At 40.5% G+C, this 19155-nt stretch carries 13 protein-coding genes; 1 reads left to right on the top strand and 12 read right to left on the bottom strand.

Annotated features, from left to right (window positions below; genetic code table 11):
* Positions 1-7: 7 nt before the first annotated feature.
* Positions 8-1267 (bottom strand): UDP-N-acetylglucosamine 1-carboxyvinyltransferase, encoded by a 1260-nt coding sequence (locus QM408_RS04690; protein WP_261121054.1) that lies wholly within the window; start codon positions 1265-1267, stop codon positions 8-10.
* A 217-nt stretch (positions 1268-1484) separates the two neighbouring features.
* A complete protein-coding gene (gene eno / locus QM408_RS04685; protein ID WP_155173017.1) occupies positions 1485-2789 on the bottom strand; it encodes a surface-displayed alpha-enolase in 1305 nt (434 codons plus the stop codon).
* Positions 2790-2952: 163 nt separating this feature from the next.
* Here eno and QM408_RS04680 point away from each other — a divergent pair, with 163 nt between their 5' ends.
* Entirely contained in the window at positions 2953-3399 is a 447-nt protein-coding gene (locus tag QM408_RS04680; protein WP_414373778.1) for a DUF1694 domain-containing protein, read from the top strand.
* Here the strand turns inward: QM408_RS04680 and QM408_RS04675 are convergent.
* The 10 genes from QM408_RS04675 to QM408_RS04630 form a co-directional block, all read right to left on the bottom strand.
* The gene (locus QM408_RS04675; protein WP_414373776.1) at positions 3396-4511 is read right to left on the bottom strand and encodes a glycerate kinase; all 1116 of its coding nucleotides are present in this window, start codon (positions 4509-4511) and stop codon (positions 3396-3398) included. The two genes, QM408_RS04680 and QM408_RS04675, sit on opposite strands and share 4 nt — an antisense overlap.
* Positions 4512-4519: 8 nt before the next feature.
* Positions 4520-5164 carry a phosphoserine phosphatase SerB gene (gene serB, locus QM408_RS04670; RefSeq protein WP_261012357.1) on the bottom strand — a complete coding sequence of 215 codons (645 nt, stop codon included), beginning with the start codon at positions 5162-5164 and terminating at the stop codon, positions 4520-4522.
* A 58-nt stretch (positions 5165-5222) separates the two neighbouring features.
* Positions 5223-6656, bottom strand: coding sequence for a glycogen synthase GlgA (glgA, locus tag QM408_RS04665; protein WP_414373774.1), 1434 nt, complete (start codon positions 6654-6656; stop codon positions 5223-5225).
* Positions 6653-7792, bottom strand: a complete 1140-nt coding sequence (glgD, locus tag QM408_RS04660; RefSeq protein WP_049544248.1) for a glucose-1-phosphate adenylyltransferase subunit GlgD — start codon at positions 7790-7792, stop codon at positions 6653-6655. The genes glgA and glgD overlap by 4 nt, the downstream gene beginning before the upstream one ends.
* On the bottom strand, positions 7782-8924 hold the full coding sequence (locus QM408_RS04655; RefSeq protein WP_049491443.1) for a glucose-1-phosphate adenylyltransferase: 1143 nt from the start codon (positions 8922-8924) through the stop codon (positions 7782-7784). Before QM408_RS04655 ends, glgD begins: the two co-directional genes overlap by 11 nt.
* Positions 8914-10842, bottom strand: coding sequence for a 1,4-alpha-glucan branching protein GlgB (gene glgB, locus QM408_RS04650; protein WP_214614957.1), 1929 nt, complete (start codon positions 10840-10842; stop codon positions 8914-8916). The genes QM408_RS04655 and glgB overlap by 11 nt, the downstream gene beginning before the upstream one ends.
* Before the next feature lie 265 nt (positions 10843-11107).
* Positions 11108-12532, bottom strand: coding sequence for an NADP-dependent glyceraldehyde-3-phosphate dehydrogenase (locus tag QM408_RS04645; protein ID WP_033685143.1), 1425 nt, complete (start codon positions 12530-12532; stop codon positions 11108-11110).
* A gap of 195 nt (positions 12533-12727) precedes the next feature.
* Complete coding sequence (gene pulA / locus QM408_RS04640) at positions 12728-15013, bottom strand: type I pullulanase (protein WP_000935956.1); 2286 nt, start codon at positions 15011-15013, stop codon at positions 12728-12730.
* A 153-nt stretch (positions 15014-15166) separates the two neighbouring features.
* A complete protein-coding gene (gene ligA, locus QM408_RS04635; RefSeq protein WP_261150639.1) occupies positions 15167-17125 on the bottom strand; it encodes an NAD-dependent DNA ligase LigA in 1959 nt (652 codons plus the stop codon).
* A gap of 63 nt (positions 17126-17188) precedes the next feature.
* Positions 17189-19090, bottom strand: coding sequence for an ABC transporter ATP-binding protein (locus QM408_RS04630; protein ID WP_084947058.1), 1902 nt, complete (start codon positions 19088-19090; stop codon positions 17189-17191).
* Positions 19091-19155: the final 65 nt, after the last annotated feature.

The following is a 19155-nucleotide window of genomic DNA, read 5'->3' as shown; positions in this document are numbered from 1 at the left end:
CTACGGTTTATTCTTCAACAAGTGTAATATCAGCTCCTAGATTACGTAATTTTTCAATAATATCTGAATAACCACGTAAGATGAACTCAATATTTGTAATTTCAGTTTTGCCTTCAGCCATTAAACCAGCAATGACAAGTGCGGCCCCAGCTCTAAGGTCAGTAGCTTTTACATTTGCACCACGTAAACTACGGCCACCAGTATATAAAATATGGTCGTTTGTAGTCGTAATATCTGCGTCCATCTTTGCTAGTTCAAAAACATGGTTTACTCGTTTTTCATAAATGGTATCAATAATGGTACCACGACCCTCTGCTGTTAACAAGAGAGGAGTAATTGGTTGTTGCAAGTCAGTAGCAAAGCCTGGGTAAGGAGCTGTCTTAATATTGATTGCTTTCAAATTAGACTGTTCTTCAACAAAAATACTGTCTTCAGATACAGTCATTCGAACTCCCATTTCTTCCAACTTAGCAATGAATCCTTCTAAGTGTTCATAAAGAACATTATTAATCCGAATTCCCTTACCAACTGCAGCAGCTAAGGAAATATACGTTCCAGCTTCGATACGATCTGGAATCACCTGATGACGCGTTCCGTGTAATCTTTCAACACCATCAATAATGATGATATTTGTTCCTGCACCACGGATATGAGCTCCCATATTATTCAAGAGAGTAGCTACATCAATAATCTCAGGCTCACGAGCTGCATTTTCAATAATAGTACGCCCCTTAGCTTTAACAGCAGCAATCATCGTATTTATCGTCGCACCGACACTAACCGTGTCCATGTAGATACTTGCGCCGTGAAGTCCTGTATCTTTGGCAGATAACTTCATGTTATCTCCCTCGTAGCTAACAGTTGCACCCATAGCTTCAAAAGCCTTAAGGTGTAAGTCAATAGGGCGAGGTCCCAAATCACATCCACCAGGTAAACCAACAGTAGCTTCACCAAAGCGACCTAAAAGGCTTCCATAAAAATAATAAGATGCACGAAGACTATTGATTTTCCCATAAGGCATTGGAATATTTTGAACACCTCTTGGATCAATCTCCAATACATCGTCATAACGCTTAACTGTGGCACCCATTAACTCCATGATTTCGACAAGACTAGCAACATCAGAAATATCAGGTACACAATCTAAAGTCACAACATCATCTGCCAAAATAATAGCCGGAATTAAAGCTACAACACTATTTTTTGCGCCACTAATGGTAATCTCACCTTGCAGGGGCAAGCCACCATTGATAACAATTTTTCTCATTTTAAATTTTTAATACTCTTTCAAAATTTCTAAAAAGGTCCTACGTTAAAGTATACCATAATTTCACCTTTTTTTCCATCATTTTCAATTATATAAGCTGAATCGTATTTGTATTAACTTACTTTTTTTAAAAGTTAAGCCCCTTTTTTGCCCCCTAAATACAAAAATAGCCCTTCGGATAAAATCCGAGGGGCTTAAAACGTTGTTAAATCAACGATTATTTTTTCAAGTTGTAGAATGATTTCAATCCACGGTATTCAGCTACTTCACCAAGTTGATCTTCGATGCGAAGCAATTGGTTGTATTTAGCGATACGGTCTGTACGTGAAAGTGAACCAGTCTTGATTTGTCCTGCGTTTGTTGCAACTGCGATATCAGCGATTGTTGAATCTTCAGTTTCACCTGAACGGTGTGATACAACGGCAGTGTAACCAGCTTCTTTCGCCATTTCGATAGCGTCGAATGTTTCAGTAAGAGTACCGATTTGGTTAACTTTGATAAGGATTGAGTTAGCAGCACCTTCTTCGATACCACGTGAAAGGTAATCAGTGTTTGTTACGAAGAGGTCGTCACCAATCAATTGAACTTTACCACCAAGACGTTCAGTAAGAGCTTTCCAACCTTCCCAGTCGTTTTCATCCATACCATCTTCGATAAGTATGATAGGGTATTTGTCAACCAATCCTTCAAGGTAAGCGATTTGTTCTTCAGCAGTACGAACAGCAGCGCCTTCACCTTCGAATTTAGTGTAATCGTAAACTTTGCGTTCTTTATCGTAGAATTCTGATGATGCACAGTCAAATCCGATAAATACGTCTTTACCTGGAACATAACCAGCAGCTTCGATAGCAGCGATGATAGTTTCTACACCATCTTCAGTTCCGTCGAAACGAGGAGCAAATCCACCTTCGTCACCAACGGCTGTTTCAAGACCACGACCTTTAAGGATTTTCTTAAGAGCGTGGAAGATTTCAGCACCCCAACGAAGAGCTTCTTTGAATGTAGGTGCACCAGCAGGTACGATCATGAATTCTTGGAAAGCGATTGGAGCATCTGAGTGAGATCCACCATTGATGATGTTCATCATTGGAGTTGGAAGAACTTTAGTGTTGAATCCACCAAGGTAGCTGTAAAGTGGGATTTCAAGGTAGTCAGCAGCAGCACGAGCTACAGCGATAGACACACCAAGGATTGCGTTTGCTCCCAATTTACCTTTGTTAGGAGTACCGTCAAGAGCGATCATAGCACGGTCGATAGCTTGTTGATCACGTACATCATAGCCGATGATTGCTTCAGCAATAATGTTGTTTACGTTGTCAACAGCTTTTTGAGTACCAAGACCACCGTAACGAGATTTATCACCGTCACGAAGTTCAACTGCTTCGTGTTCACCAGTAGAAGCTCCTGATGGAACCATACCACGTCCATGAGCACCTGATTCAGTATATACTTCTACTTCAAGTGTTGGGTTACCGCGTGAGTCTAGGACTTCGCGAGCGTAAACATCAGTAATAATTGACATTTTTTACTCTCCTTTGAGTTAAATTATTTTACACCTCTATGATACATCAAAAAGATACCTTTTTCAAGAAAAAACGTTATTTTTGTGCAAATTTTCCTTAACTTTATAAAGTAATCGCTTTCTTTTGTCTGTTTTATTCTAACTTTTATGATATACTGTTTTTATGACAGATTTATCAAAACAATTACTTGAAAAAACTCATGGTGGCCCAAAATTAAATCCAGATGAGCAAAGACGCTATCTTGGCACTTTTGAGGAAAGAGTTCTTGGATATGCAGATATTGATACAGCAAATAGCCCTCAGTTAGAAAAAGGCTTTTTATCTATTTTAGAAAATCTTCAGGAAAAAGCAGAACCACTATTTGTGAAGATTTCACCAAATATCGAATTTGACAAGCAAGTTTTCTACTTAAAAGAAGCTAAAGAAACTGATAGTCAAGCTACTATTGTATCTGAAGAGCATACTTCTTCTCCTTTTGGTCTGATTATCCATAGCAATGCACCAGTACAAGTAGAAGAAAAGGACCTTCGACTTGCTTTTGCAAAACTTTGGGAAGTTAAAAAGGAAGAACCAGCCAAAACATCCATCTGGAAGAAATGGTTTGGCTAGATCTTGCGCATATTTAATAAATGCCCTATATTGGCAGCCGTGTGCTCCAAATAGAGACTGGCATTTTTCAAACTATCTTCTAAAGGTTCACTTTTCTCCAAAATAGAAAAAGCTGCTTGGATATTCTCAAATGGTAAGGGAGGTAAATCCTCAGCAATACTACCACAAATAGCAATGACAGGAACTCCGACAGGGGTTCTTTTTGCTACGCCTATAGGCGCTTTACCTGATAAGCTTTGACTATCTAGCCTTCCTTCTCCTACAACAACCAAGTCAGCATGTGAAACTTTCTTATCAAAGTTAATTAAGTTCAAGCAGCTATCAATTCCAGACACGATATTTGCCTGAGCAAAGGCACACAAACCGCCAGCAATTCCTCCACCAGCTCCTGCTCCTTTAATTTCTAATGTTGCAGGCGAGACTTTTTCATAAAAATCTTGGATTGCCTGATCTACGACTGCAAACATAGTAGGATCTAGGCCTTTTTGTTTTCCAAAAATGTAGGTCGCACCTTGAGGACCACATAAGGGACTCACGACATCTGCTAAAATACGAATTTGCACATCTTCAGGAATTTCATAGCGATTTTCTGTTGAAACAGAAGCTAAGTTTAATAAGGACTGACCGTAAGCAGGCAATACATTTCCATCCTTATCATAAAATTGATAACCCAATCCAGCAGCGATCCCAATTCCTCCGTCATTACTGGCCGTACCACCAACGCCGATATAGATATCTTTAATCCCTTGACTAATGAGGTGGCGAATCAATTCTCCAATACCACAAGTTTGGATTTTCAGTGGATCTCGTTTCTCTAGCGGAATCTTTCCAAGGCCAACCAAATCAGCAACTTCAAATAGTGCCAGTTGTTCTTTTTGAAAATAGCGCATGGCTTCTTTTTGTCCAAAAGGGCCTGTCACTTGGATCCAATTTTCTTCTAGGTCAATAGAATGTCGAATAGCATCAACAGTACCTTCTCCCCCATCCCCAACAGGGCAGAGGAGACAGTCTACATCTGCTATCGATTGTTGGAAGCCTCTTTTTATTGCTTCAGCTACCTGTTGAGCGGACAAGCTTTCCTTAAACGAATCTGGTGCAATTACAATCTTCATATTTTCCCTCATTCTAAACAGTCAATCAAGGGAAGAACTTCTAAAAAATTCCTCTTGTCAACATGGTTTGGTATTTCTTGTTTCAGTACTTCTTTGGCACAAAAAGCAATTCCCAGTCCTGCTGACTTCAACATTAATAAGTCATTGGCCCCGTCACCGATTGCAACAGTTCTTTCTTGAGGAAGTTTTAGTTCCTCTCTCCATTTTTCCAGAGTCTCTTTTTTGACCTCAGGACTTATAATTTGTCCAATCAATTTTCCAGTTAAAAGACCATCTTTGACTTCAAGTTGGTTGGCAGAGAAATGGGCAATTCCAAGTGATTTTGCTAATCTATCAACTATTGGTATAAATCCACCGGACACCAGACCAACTAGGATGCCATTCTTTTGGAGAATAGAGATAAATTTCTGTGCATTTGGCGATAGATGAATAGAGTTGAATACTGTATCAAAGACCGAATCAGGGAGGCCTTTTAACAAAGCTACTCTCTCTCGTAAACTCGTTTCAAAGTCTAACTCTCCTCTCATTGCCCGACTTGTAATCAGCGAAATTTCCTCCTCACGACCTGCCTCTCTTCCCAAAAGATCAATTACTTCTTCTAGGAGTAAGGTTCCATCAACATCCATAACACACAAACCTTTTACTTGAGACATCAGTTCTCCTCTCTAAACAGCCCAAAAATCGTATGAAGTCATCATACGATTTTATCTATTAATTAACTAAACTATGGTACAACTCAAGGTATGACCTGCAGGCTGTATCCCACGAGAAATCACACTCCATAGCTTGTTTTTGTAGGTTTCTCCAAACATCAGGATGGTTTCTATACAAGTCCAAAGCTGTTTGGAAAGTCCAATTTAACCAATACGGAGATAGATTGTCAAAGCTAAAGCCAGTACCGCTTCCTTCGATTGGATTGAAAGCACGAACAGTATCTCGCAAGCCACCAACTTCATGGACCAATGGCAAGGTTCCGTAACGCATAGCCATCATTTGAGACAAGCCACACGGTTCAAAACGACTTGGCATGAGGAAGAGATCACAAGCAGCGTAGATTTCTTGAGCTAGTTTGACATCAAAAGTGATATTTGCTGATAGCTTGTCTGGATAGATTTGAGCAAACCATGAGAAAGCTCCTTCAAATGCTGGATCGCCAGTTCCCAAAAGAACAATCTGAACATCATTTTGCAAGATATGGTGAAGACTTTCGACCACCACATCAAAACCTTTTTGACGTGTCAAACGAGAAACAATTCCCACCAGTGGAACGTCAGTTCTAACTGGCAAGCCTACTCTCTCTTGCAATTTTGCCTTATTCTGGGCTTTACCAGACAAATCATCCTGATTAAAATGATAGTCTAAAAGGACATCCGTCTGAGGATTATACAGGTCAGCATCAATCCCATTCACGATACCAGAAACTTTACCAGACTCCATTCGAAGAATCTGATCTAAGTTACATCCAAACTGACTAGTCATAATTTCATGGGCATAGCTAGGCGATACAGTTGAAACACGGTCTGCGTAAAGAATTCCAGCCTTCATCCAGTTCAGACAGTTATTCCAGCGAAGGGTGCCATCAGCGTATCGTTCAAAGCCAACTCCAAACAAATCACCCAACATTCCTTCTGAAAATTGTCCTTGGAATTCTAAATTATGAATAGTTAAAACAGTTTTTATTCCTTGATAGGCTTGAATCCAACGGTATTTTTCCTTCAACAAGAAAGGAATCATAGCTGTATGGTAGTCATGAACATGGAGAAGATCAGGAATAAAGTCAATCCTTTCCATAGCCTCAATGGCAGCCAGTTGGAAAAATGCAAAGCGCTCTCCGTCGTCAAAATCACCGTAAACATGACCACGGAAGAAATAATATTGATTGTCAATAAAGTAGAAGGTCACACCATTTAGTACTGTTTTCTTAATTCCACAGTACTGTCTGCGCCAACCAACACTAACCTCAAAATGAAGCACATCTTCAATCTGATTTCCAAATTTAGCCTCTACCATGTCATAGTAGGGTAAAATTACTGCAACTTCATGTCCCGCTTTTACCAGTGATTTAGGAAGAGCGCCAATGACGTCTCCCAAACCACCTGTTTTTGAAAAGGGTGCACCCTCAGCTGCTACAAATAAAATTTTCATGAATGAATATCCTCTGTTACTTTAGCACCTTTCTTAACGACGACTGGATGTTCTGCAGTTCCACGGATCACTACTCCATCCGCAACTTCAACACCCTTGTCCAATATAGCGTATTCTACCTGAGCACCTTCTCCAATAACAACACGAGGGAATAAGATGCTATCTTTAACCAAGCTATCCTTATGGACATGAATATTACGTGATAAAACAGAATTAGCCACTTGACCTTCAATAATACTACCAGAGGCAAACTGAGAAGTGCTTACCTTAGATGTATTAGCATAATAAGTTGGCTCTTCGTTTTTGACCTTTGTATAAATCTTTTGGTTTGGTGAGAAGAGAGAATAGAACTTTTGCGATTCAAGCATATCGATATTCGCTTTATAATAAGACTCTACAGAATGAATGTTGGCTAGGTAGCCTGTGTACTCGTAGGCAAAAGCCCCTTCTTTTGCAGCCAAATCCCGTAAAACATAGCGCAACTTCTCTGGATGTTCTTTCTTAGCCTCTTCTTCTAAGCGTTCAATCAACCAAGGGGTATCAACGACAAAGATATCTGTCGACATATTGTAAACTTCATCTGATGATTTACTATCAAAGAGTTTATGAGAACGAACATGGTCTGTTTCATCCACTTCCAAGATTGCGTTTACTTCTGAAATGTCTTTCTTAGCTAGTTTTTTATAAACTACAGTGATAGGCCCTTTTGTTGTACTATGTAGATGGAAAACTTGGTTCAAATCAATATTAATCAAAACATCACAGTTGAGTGAAACTGTTTGGTTTGAGCCAGAACGTTTCAAGTAAGTAAGAAGTTGTTGGTAGTATTCTTTTCCAACTGTACTACTTTCCACACGAGTATTGTAAATACCTAGATAATAGTGGCTAAGAAGAGTTGACAAGCCCCACTCACGTCCTGAACGGATATGGTCAAAGACTGAGCTGATATTGTCTTGTTGGAAAATACCAAAAATACTACGGACACCAGCATTAGCAAGACTTGAAAGCGGGAAGTCAATCAAGCGATATTTACCACCAAATGGCAAACTAGCTACTGGACGGTGGTCTGTCAGTGTTGACATATCATGAAAACCAACTGTGTTTCCTAAAATGGCAGAATATTTATCAATCTTCATCTGTTGCTACCCCCACTACTTCATCATATCCTACAACTTGTACTTCTTCTGTTCCATCAATTTCGACACCATCAGAAATAACTGCACCTTCACCAATAATGGCACGTTTGATTTTAGCTCCCTGACCGACAATTGCACCACTCATGATAACTGAATCTACTACTTCTGCCCCTTCGCGAACTTGCGCACCTGTTGAGAGGATAGAATGTTTAACAGTTCCATCTACGAAACAGCCATCGACAACCAAGGAATCTTCCACATGAGCATTTGCCCCAAGGAAGTTTGGTGGTGAAATTAAGTTTCTTGAGTAAATCTTCCATTGACGGTTACGGCTATCCAAGGCATTTTCTGGTGAAATATATTCCATGTTAGCTTCCCAAAGTGACTCAATAGTACCAACATCTTTCCAGTAGCCATTAAACTCATATGCATAGACACTTTCACCTGACTCAAGGTAATTTGGAATGACATTCTTACCGAAGTCTGACATATCGACATTGCTCTTTTCAGCAGTAACAAGCATATTGCGCAGACGTTGCCAATCAAAAATGTAAATTCCCATAGAAGCTTTTGTAGATTTAGGTTGAGCTGGTTTTTCTTCAAATTCAACAATGCGGTTATTGGCATCTGTGTTCATAATACCAAAACGGCTAGCTTCCTTAAGAGGAACATCAAGAACTGCTACTGTCAAACTAGCATTGTTATCCTTGTGTGACTGGAGCATATCATCATAGTCCATTTTATAGATGTGGTCCCCAGATAGAATCAAAACATACTCAGGATTGACACTGTCGATATAATCGATATTTTGGTAAATAGCGTGACTAGTCCCTTCGAACCAACGATTTCCTTCACTTGCAGAATAAGGTTGAAGAATAGAGACACCAGAATTGATACCATCTAGTCCCCAGCTTGAACCATTCCCGATATGGTTGTTGAGAGCAAGTGGTTGGTACTGTGTAATGACTCCAACATTGTTGATGCCTGAGTTGGCACAGTTTGAAAGAGCAAAGTCAATGATACGGTAGCGCCCACCAAATTGCACAGCTGGTTTTGCAATGCTTTGAGTGAGTTTACCGAGACGAGTTCCTTGCCCACCAGCAAGAATCAAAGCTAACATTTCATTCTTCATTTTCTACTCCTTTTTGGTTTTTACTTGTGACGGTTTTAGTAGGTTTTAAGCGACGTTTGATTTTCCAAACACTTGCTCCCATAGCCGGTAGGGTAAAGGTCAAGGTCTGCTCATAATCTTTCCATAGTCCTTCTTGCGTTTGCACAGTTTGATTATGTTCTTTCCAAACGCCTCCCCACTCTTCTAACTCAGTATTCCAGACTTCTTCGTAAATCCCTGCAACAGGAAGTCCAATTGTAAAATCTTTTCGTTCAACAGGTGCCATATTAAAGATACAGACTAACATATCGTCCTTCTTACCCTTACGGATGAAGGAAAGAACACTCTGGTCTCGATTATCCGCATCGATGATTTCAATACCATCATAGCTAGTATCAATTTCCCACAGACAGCGGTGATCTTTGTAAAACTGGTTTAGCTGAGAAGTGAAATACTTCATCTTAGCATTCATTGGATCTTCTAGGTTAGACCATTCCAACTGTTCTTCAGATTTCCATTCTAGGAATTGCCCATATTCACTACCCATGAAGAGCAATTTCTTACCAGGGTGACAAATTTGGTAAGTGTAGAGATTACGCAAGCCTGCGAATTGATTGTAGCGATCTCCCCACATCTTGTGCATCATACTCTTCTTGCCATGAACCACTTCATCGTGTGAGAATGGTAGGAGATAATTCTCTTTGAAGACATACATAAAGCTGAAAGTCACTAGGTTAAAGTTGTATTTACGATAAATCGGATCTTCTTCGTAGAATCGGAGGATATCATTCATCCAACCCATATTCCATTTATAGTCAAATCCTAGACCATCTGAATCCTTAGTGTCAGTAATCTGAGTAGCTGATGAACTTTCCTCAGCTATCATCATAACGTCTGGATGAACTAGTTTAATCACATCATTCAAGCGTTGAAGGAAATAATAACCCTCATAGTTGAGATTGCCACCATCTTTATTAGGAGTCCATGGAGCATCATCGTAGTCAAGATAAAGCATGTTGCTAACCGCATCCACGCGAATACCATCTAAATGATAAAAATCAATCCAGAACTTAATACTAGAGATCAGGAAAGACTGGACTTCATTCTTTCCAAGGTCAAAATTAAGTGCTCCCCAACCGTAGTTATGAGCCTTATTATGGTCTTGGTATTCAAAAGTCGGTGTTCCATCATAATAAGCCAAGGCATCATCATTAATAGTAAAGTGACCAGGTACCCAGTCTACGATAACGCCTATATTGTTTAAGTGACATTCCTCAACAAAATCTTGAAACTCTTCAGGACGACCATAGGCATGCTCTAAAGCAAAGTAACCCATAAGCTGATAGCCCCAACTCAAACCTAGTGGGTGAGACATCAGGGGCATAAATTCAATGTGAGTATAATTCATCTCAACCAAGTAAGGAATGAGTTCATCTTTCAATTGAGCAAAACTATAGGGACTGCCATCAGGATTTCTCTTCCAAGAGCCAGCATGAGCCTCATAAATATTGACAGGACGCTCTTCAAAGCTCAAGCGTTTTCTACGGGCTAGCCAGAGGCCATCCTTCCATTTCTTTTTTGGAATATCTGTTAAAATAGCCCCAGTACCAGGTCGTGCCTCATATCGTACAGCCAAAGGGTCAATCTTCATCAGCTGATGACCATTTGCACGTGTGATATTGTACTTATAAATTTGGCCTTCTTGAGCAAGACTGGTAAAGACTTCCCAGACTCCAAATTCATTCCGTTCCATCGGAATTTGATTTTCAACCCAATTGGTGAAATCCCCTACTAAGTGAACAGCCTGAGCATTGGGTGCCCATACACGAAAAGTGTAGCCATACACACCATTTTTTTCTTCCCTATGAGCTCCCAGATAGTGCTGGAGGTGAAAATTTTCACCTGTCATAAAGGTTTTTAAAGCATTATTCTTATCCATACACCCTCCTGTTTCTGTAAGCGTTTTCTATAGATTTATTATACTACCTTTTTAGGGAAGATTCAAGTAAATTACGGAATTTGCAAAAAAATCTTTTGAAAGTCTTCAACAAATTCACTGATGTATTCACTTGTAAATCAAGAAATTTTCAGAAAAGCTTTGAAAACGAATCGTTTTTTAATAATACTATCACAAAGTTCGTTATTTAGCTAACAAAAATATAATTTTAAGTAAAAAAATAAATCAGGAAACGAATCTCCTGATTTTATCTCACATCAAAAACAATGGATTTAACATTTGTCATCGCTTCAATGCTATATTTAATTCCTTGAACACCAGCACCAGAACCTTTGACACCAAGGAAGGGGAAATTATCTGGACCACGTTGGGTTTTATTATTAATATGAACTGTGCCCACTTCAAGTTTTTCAGCAATTTCAAAGGCCTTTTTGAAATCATTTGTAAAGACTGAGGATTGAAGGCCGAATTCAGATTCGTTGGCAAAGACAATTGCTTCTTCTACATTAGCCACACTAATAATTGGTAAAACAGGGCCAAATGGCTCTTCCCATGCTACTTTCATATCTTTTGTAACTTGGTCAAAAAGCACTGGCCAGAGAAGATTGCCCTCACGTTTGATTTGTGTAAGAGCCTGAGCCCCTTTTTCTTGTGCATCCTCAATCAAGCCCCAGATGAAGTCGGCTGAAGCATTGTCAATAACAGGTGTAATATCAGCATTGTCAAATGGATCACCAACTGTTAATTTAGCAACCTCTGCTTGAAGCAAAGTAGCTAATGTATCTGCAACACTTTCGAGAACAATGACACGTTTAATGGCCGTGCAACGTTGACCTGAATAGCTAAAGGCACCCGCAACAATTTGCTTGGCAGCATGTTCCAAATCTGCATCTTCTAGTACTAGGGCTGCATCTTTCCCACCAAGCTCCAACATGATAGGACGCATACCAGCTAAACGACCAATACGTTCTCCGATAGGAGTTGAGCCTGTAAAGTTGATGAAGTTGACTTCTTTGTGCTCAATGATATAATCCCCAATTTCTGAACCACGACCCGTAATGGTGTTGAAAACACCTGCTGGAATTCCTGCTTCTTCAAATGCTTTAGCCAGCAAGAGACCAGAAATAGAACCTTGAGTTGGTGGCTTAAACATGACCACATTCCCTGCAATCAAGGCAGGTGCAATTTTAGATCCAGAAAGGTTAACTGGATAGTTAAATGGTGCGATTGCTAAAACAACCCCAACTGGCTCGCGACGAACAACAGCCAGTTTATTTTTACTCACTGCCTCAAAGCCGCCACCTTCCATTGCTTGGCCAGTGATACGAAGACCTTCCTCAGCAGCATATCGAATCAAGTCTGCGGTACGCACCACTTCTCCAATAGCTGCTTTAATCCCTTTTGCTACCTCTTTAGCAAGGATAGTACCGATTTCTTCCTTATCACGTTCTAAAATAGCTGCTGTTTTGTGCAAATAAGCCGCACGTTCAACTGCTGATAAATCACGCCATGCAGGGAGGGCTTCTCGCGCAGCTTTCATAGCCTCATCTACTTCTGCTTGGCTCATAGCGGGTACTGTTCCTAATTCTTCTTGATTGATTGGTGAATAAATCGTAATTTCTTTTTCAGATGATTTCCATTCTCCATTTACTAAATTCTGATATCTTGTCAAATTCTCGTCCTCCTGAAAATGATTAAAATATATTTTACCAAATTTTCAGAAAATTACAACCATTTTTGCAATTTTTTTGAGATTATTTTCACAAGCTTGGTTTTTCAAACTATTTGAAACTTGATTCTAATCTTCATTGAAAACTTATAAATGATAAAAAGGATTAGACAATCTAACCCTTTTTAGTTTATGCATTTAAGAGAGTACTTTTAGCACTGCGACACTAGTATCATCAATGACATTTTCTTGTTTCGAACGACTATTGGTCACAAGCATTTCTAGATTTCCTGCATTTTCAAAGTATAAGGAAGTTCCCTTGGCATTGAATACTACCAATAGATGTTCTGGCCCCCCGTGAATCTCGTAAACAATCCATCCGCTATTTTCTGCAGCTGTGTGAACAAAGACATGACGGTAAACTTCTTCGTATGTAGGATAAGAAAAGGCGCTAGTCTGTGTTTTCAGTCGAATAATTTGACGGACAAAGTCAATGCTTTCTTGTCTTTCATTGATTAAATCCCAGTTTATTTGGTTAACACTGTCAGGAGCGTTGTAACTATTCATAGCACGTTCTCGGTCTGCCGAAGTGAGTTGTCCATGTTCACCCGTCGGAATTAATTTGGTTCGACCAAATTCTTGGCCAATTTCCATAAAGGACATTCCTTGCATGAGAAGGTTCATTACTGTCGCCGTCTCAACCTTGCGCATAATCTGGTCTGAACTTTGATCAGGATGAAGAGTCGCCAACAAATCATGAAGATTGTAATTGTCATGGGCTTCAACATAGTTGAGAACCTGGTTTGGACTGAGATAAGAACCCAATTCTCGGCTACCAAGAATGGCCTTGGCAATGATTGGTTCAGTGGCTGCACCACTTACAAATCCTGACTTGATTGCACCATAAACTTCTCCTCCTTTGACCGCATCACGCTGATTATCATTGAAGAATCCGATATTTGGCATTTGGTAGGCATTATCCTTCTTGGCCTTATCATAAGTTGCAAGACCTGTTCCCATATCCCAGCCTTCTCCATAAGTGATAATACGGGGATCAACCTCATCTAGCGCCCAACGAATCGCTTGCATGGTTTTGACATTATGAATACCCATCAAGTCAAAACGGAAGCCGTCAATATTGTATTCCTGTACCCAGTATAGAAGAGAATCAATCATGTACTTGCGGAACATTTCGTGTTCACTGGCTGTTTCATTTCCAACACCTGTTCCATTCTGGAAGGTACCGTCTGGATTCATACGATAGTAGTAATCAGGGACAGTTGTTTGGAAAGGTGCATCAACCGTTGAAAAGGTGTGATTATAAACCACGTCCATAATGACACCAATCCCCGCATCGTGATAGGCTTGAACCATGGTCTTCAAATCACGAATGACCTGCCCTGGATCATCTGGATTACTAGAAAAACTTGGTTCTGGTGCATTGTAGTTTTGAGGGTCATAACCCCAGTTATAGGTTACATTTCCATCCTCATCGTATTCCTTATGGCGATCAAAGATAGGCTGGAGTTGAACATAGTTGCAGCCAAGTTCTTTGATATAGTCAAAGGCGGTTGCTTGTCCGAATTGGTTTACAGTTCCAGTCTGGGCAGCACCAAGGAAGGTTCCACGGAGATGCTCTGCAACTCCAGAGGTCGGAGATTTGGTTAAATCTCGGATATGCATTTCACAGATAACTGCTTTACATGGATTTTCCAAACGCCAAGGCGCTTCTGTTCCATGTTTGACCACAAATCCTTCTACTTGTCTGTCTTGATGAGAAAGAATTACGGAACGTTTGCCGTCAGGACTTGTGGCAATCGTGTAAGGATCTCTCGTCACAGTCTGGTGGTGAGGAAAGTCAATCTGATACTGATAAGCCTTGCCAGCAAGATTTTCATCTAAGTCTAGACTCCAAACACCAATGGTATTGTACTTATGACTGTATGAATAGCTATTACCACGCTCTAGATTAAAGGTTTTCCAAATCGGAGCGTCGTTGCTGGTATTTTCGTAGACAACCACCTGTACAGCAGTAGCCGTAGGAGCCCAAAGTTTAAAGCTAGTCTGATAATCTGAAAGACTGTAACCTAGTTCTCCTTGGTAGCCCCAGTGGTGATCAAAACTAGCGCTATGTATTGCTCTATCAAAAGCAAATGGATTTTGATCTTTGTAGTAAGGACTAGCAATGGCTGGGTTTTCAGAATAATAAACAGTCTCGTCGCCCTCTAAAATCCAAACTTCTGTCAGAAGCGGATAGTAGTTATAACGCACGGAATATTCCTTAACTGTCCCATCAATCTCGACAGAAAACTTCAGGTTTTCTAACTTTTCTTGACTTGTAACTGTGAAGGAGAACTTTGCTCCAAAAAAGTTATTTTCATAATACAATTTTTCAACATTGTCCGCCTGTTTTCTACTAAATGAACAGGCTGCATAATCCCCGTTTTTTCGATGAAAATGGATGACTACAGGGTAATTTAACATTTCTTTTCCTAATTTCTAATTTTAATTTAATTTTTTATGTGGTGCTGATAGATTCAGCAATTTAATTTCTGACTCAAGATAGACTCAATTCATGTCAAAACACTTCAGGATAGACAGTTTCAGACTATCTAACATCTAGCCTTCTACTATTCTTTACAAACTTTCGAGCCAAGCTTCATCTCGAACTTCAATACCAAGTTCTTGTGCTTTTTGAAGTTTACTTCCAGCATCTGCACCTGCCACGACGAGGTCGGTCTTTTTAGAAACACTGCCAGTCACTTTAGCACCCAAACTTTCGAGTTTATTTTTAGCTTCTGAGCGCTTGAGCCGTTCCAATTTTCCAGTCAATACAACGGTCAAACCTGACAAGGCCGCATCTGCCACTACCGTCTGTCCTTTATAGTCCAGATTGACCCCAGCTTCTTTCAATTCTTTGAGGAGAATTTCAGAGCCTTCTGTCGCAAAATATGTCTGAAGACTCTTGGCAATCACACTACCCAGACTTTCAATACTAGCCACTTCATCTGAATCTGCCTGAGCCAGATTTTCAATCGAGTGAAAATGTTGGAGTAAAAGCTGACTGGCCTTGCTTCCGACATGGCGAATTCCCAAACCAAATAAGAGCTTCTCGGCAGAATTTTCCTTAGATGCTTGAATGGCTTGATACAGTTTAGCAGCAGACTTTTCCTTGACCCCCTCTAAAAGGAGGAAATCTTCTTCTTTCAAATGGTAAATATCTGCCACATCCTTGACTAGATCTGCAGCAAAGAGTTTCTCAATAATAGATGGCCCAAGGCCTGTGATATTCATGGCATCTCGAGAAGCAAAGTGAATCAAACCTTCCATGATTTGGGCAGGACAACGCGGATTGATACAACGAAGGGCCACTTCATCTTCAAAGTGCAACAAGCCAGAATTACAACTTGGGCAGTTTGTAGGGATATCTAGTTTTTCTTCAGAAACCCGTTTGGACTCTACCACACGTAAAACGGCAGGGATGATGTCCCCAGCCTTATATACTATAACCGTATCGTCTTTGCGGATATCTTTTTCAGCAATATAATCCACATTGTGCAGGGTCGCACGGCTAACAGTTGTACCAGCTAGCTGTACTGGTGTTAAATTCGCAGTTGGGGTTACAACACCCGTACGGCCAACTGTCCAGTCAACTGAGAGTAGTTGAGCTTCTTTTTCTTCAGCAGGAAACTTGTAGGCTACTGCCCACTTTGGAGCCTTAACGGTAAAACCAAGTTCTTCTTGGCTTGCTAGGTCATTGACCTTGATCACCACCCCATCAATATCGTAAGGCAGATTTTCCCGTTCTTGTCCTACTTCTTGGATAAAATCCCAGATTTCATCTATATTTTCAGCCAAGATTCGCTTAGGATTGACCACAAAACCAAGTTGTTCAAGGTGCTTCAAAACCTTTTCTTGGCTATCACGAGTTGAAGGGCTGGCTTCTTGATAGAGGAAGGTCGCAAGATTGCGCTTGGCAACTACTGCTGTATCCAACTGTCGCAGGGTGCCTGCTGCCGCATTCCGAGGATTGGCAAATTCAGGCTCTCCATTTTCTTGTCGTGCTTGGTTGACCTGGTCAAAAGAAGCGCGTGGCATGTAACATTCCCCACGAACTGTGATATCTAGTTCTTCTGGCAAGGTCAAAGGAATGTCCTTAACACGCTTGAGGTTTTCCGTGATATTCTCCCCAACAGAACCGTCTCCACGTGTTGCACCAGCAAGCAAAATCCCCTTTTCATAAGTCAGCGAGATAGACAAGCCATCGATTTTCAGCTCACAAATATAGGTCGGATGAGCCACTTCCTTACGAACACGCGCATCAAAAGCTTCAAGCTCCTCACGTGAAAAAGCATCCTGCAAACTATAAAGAGGATACTGATGACTGTATTTTTCAAAACCATCTAAAACCTTGCCACCAACACGATGGGTAGGACTGTCTGCTAGCACTTGATCTGGATAGGCAGTTTCTAACTCAACCAACTCTCGGTAAAGGCGATCATACTCACTGTCTGAAACCGAGGGATTATCGCTGGTATAGTACTCAGTCGCATAGCGATTGAGCAAGGCGACCAACTCATTCATTCTTTTATTCATAAAACTATTTTACCATAAATTAAGCCCTTCTCACAAACGAGAAGGGCGGAAAACTTAGAAATCTTACACCTGCTCTGATAATTCTTCCCACTCAAGCATAGCTTCTTCCTGACGATGGCTGATTTTGTCCAGTTCAGCCTGCAATTCCACCAGTTTGCCGGCATCGTTTGTTTCCAACATTTGTTCAGAAATGTCTTGGCTTTGACTTTCTAACTCTTCGATTTCAGCTTCTAGACTTTCGATTTGTCGCATGAGTTTACGGGCTTCTTTTTGACTTTCTTTCTGAGCTTGATAGTCATTAACTGGACTTGCTTCTTTTGCTTGATTAGTAGTTGAAATTTCCTCAGTTTGAATCATTTCTACTTCTGCTTTCTTCTCGACATAGTAGTCGTAATCTCCAAGATAGAGAGTTGATCCATTCTCAGACAATTCCAGTACATGAGTTGCCACACGATTGATAAAGTAACGGTCGTGACTGACGAATAGAAGAGTTCCATCAAAGTCAATCAAGGCATTTTCCAACACTTCCTTGCTATCAATATCCAAGTGGTTGGTTGGCTCATCCAGAATCAAGAAGTTGTTGTTTTCCATGGAAAGTTTAGCGAGAAGTAAACGGGCTTTCTCGCCACCAGACAGCATGCCGACTGATTTTTTAACATCATCTCCTGAGAAAAGGAAGGCACCTAGACGGTTACGAATTTCAACTTCTGGTGTCAGTTTAAAATCATTCCAGAGTTCATCCAGTACAGTATTACTTGGTGTCAGCTTGCTTTGGGTTTGGTCATAGTAACCAACCTCAACATTGGCGCCAAAGCGCTTCTCACCCTTGATAAAAGGAATCTGGTCCACAATAGACTTGATAAAGGTTGACTTGCCAATACCATTTGGTCCAACAATAGCAACAGCATTCATCTTACGAAGGTCTAGGTTGATAGGATCTGACAATATTTCCCCATCATAGCCAATAGCTGCATTCTCAACAGTCAAAACAACATTGCCCGACGTTTTTTCAGACTGGAAGGTCATGTTGGCTGATTTCTTGCCAGCTTCAGGTTTGTCCAAACGCTCCATTTTTTCCAGTTGTTTGCGTCGAGATTGGGCTCGTTTGGTCGTCGAAGCACGTACTAGATTGCGATTGACAAAGTCTTCCAGAGCAGCGATTTCCTTTTGTTGCTTTTCATAGTTTTTTGCCTCAGTAGCTAGCTTTTGCTCCTTTAACTCAACAAAACGAGAGTAATTCCCCACATAACGATCCAAGGAATGCTTGGTCAAATCTAGCGTAATTGTCGCAACCTTATCTAAGAAATAACGGTCGTGGCTGACGATAATGAGGGCACCGCTATAATTTACCAAGTAATTCTCTAGCCAGGCTATAGTTTCAATATCTAAGTGGTTAGTTGGCTCGTCCAAGACCAAGAGATTTGGCTTTTCAAGAAGCATTTTGGCAAGTGCCAAACGAGTATTTTGACCACCTGAAAGCTCGGCAATTTTCATCTGCCACATAGACTCGTCAAACTTAAATCCATTCAAAATCGCTCGAATATCAGCTTCATAGGTAAAGCCACCTGCTTGGCGAAAATTCTCAGATAAACGATCATAATCTGACATCAGTTTGTTCAAATCCTCACCAGACTTTTCACCCATCTCTAACTCCATCTGACGCAGTTGTTTCTCCGTCCGACGTAAGTCATCAAAGACATGAAGCATTTCATCGTAGATGGTATTTTCAGACTCAAAACGGCTATCTTGGGCTAGGTAAGACAGAGAAATATCTTTTTTCTTATTGATTTCTCCACTAGTTGGCTCCTCTTCTCCAACCAAAATCTTCAAAAGAGTAGACTTACCTGCACCATTTTTCCCAACGAGAGCAATCCGGTCTCGTTCATCAACTTGTAGGTTAATATTATCAAAAAGAACCTCTCCTGCAAAAGAACGTTCAATTCTATTAGCTTGTAAAATAATCATAAGAGTAGTATAGCATGTTTCCCTAAGGCATTCAAGACTTGATAAACCGGCATATGTCACTACTT

It is taken from the genome of Streptococcus mitis (assembly GCF_047464965.1).
GTDB classification, from domain to species: Bacteria; Bacillota; Bacilli; order Lactobacillales; family Streptococcaceae; genus Streptococcus; species Streptococcus mitis_DU.
Note: the sequence above shows the minus strand (reverse complement) of the source record. Positions and strands in the feature narration are given on the sequence as shown.

Bases quoted from the DNA above. Each gene is read 5' to 3' on its own strand.
- QM408_RS04690 (WP_261121054.1), bottom strand. From the start codon at position 1,267: ATGAGAAAAATTGTTATCAATGGTGGCTTGCCCCTGCAAGGTGAGATT.
- serB (WP_261012357.1), bottom strand. From the start codon at position 5,164: ATGTCTCAAGTAAAAGGTTTGTGTGTTATGGATGTTGATGGAACCTTA.
- glgD (WP_049544248.1), bottom strand. From the start codon at position 7,792: ATGAAGATTGATAAATATTCTGCCATTTTAGGAAACACAGTTGGTTTT.
- QM408_RS04675 (WP_414373776.1), bottom strand. From the start codon at position 4,511: ATGAAGATTGTAATTGCACCAGATTCGTTTAAGGAAAGCTTGTCCGCT.
- QM408_RS04655 (WP_049491443.1), bottom strand. From the start codon at position 8,924: ATGAAGAATGAAATGTTAGCTTTGATTCTTGCTGGTGGGCAAGGAACT.
- eno (WP_155173017.1), bottom strand. From the start codon at position 2,789: ATGTCAATTATTACTGATGTTTACGCTCGCGAAGTCCTAGACTCACGC.
- ligA (WP_261150639.1), bottom strand. From the start codon at position 17,125: ATGAATAAAAGAATGAATGAGTTGGTCGCCTTGCTCAATCGCTATGCG.
- QM408_RS04680 (WP_414373778.1), top strand. From the start codon at position 2,953: ATGACAGATTTATCAAAACAATTACTTGAAAAAACTCATGGTGGCCCA.
- glgB (WP_214614957.1), bottom strand. From the start codon at position 10,842: ATGGATAAGAATAATGCTTTAAAAACCTTTATGACAGGTGAAAATTTT.
- glgA (WP_414373774.1), bottom strand. From the start codon at position 6,656: ATGAAAATTTTATTTGTAGCAGCTGAGGGTGCACCCTTTTCAAAAACA.
- QM408_RS04630 (WP_084947058.1), bottom strand. From the start codon at position 19,090: ATGATTATTTTACAAGCTAATAGAATTGAACGTTCTTTTGCAGGAGAG.
- pulA (WP_000935956.1), bottom strand. From the start codon at position 15,013: ATGTTAAATTACCCTGTAGTCATCCATTTTCATCGAAAAAACGGGGAT.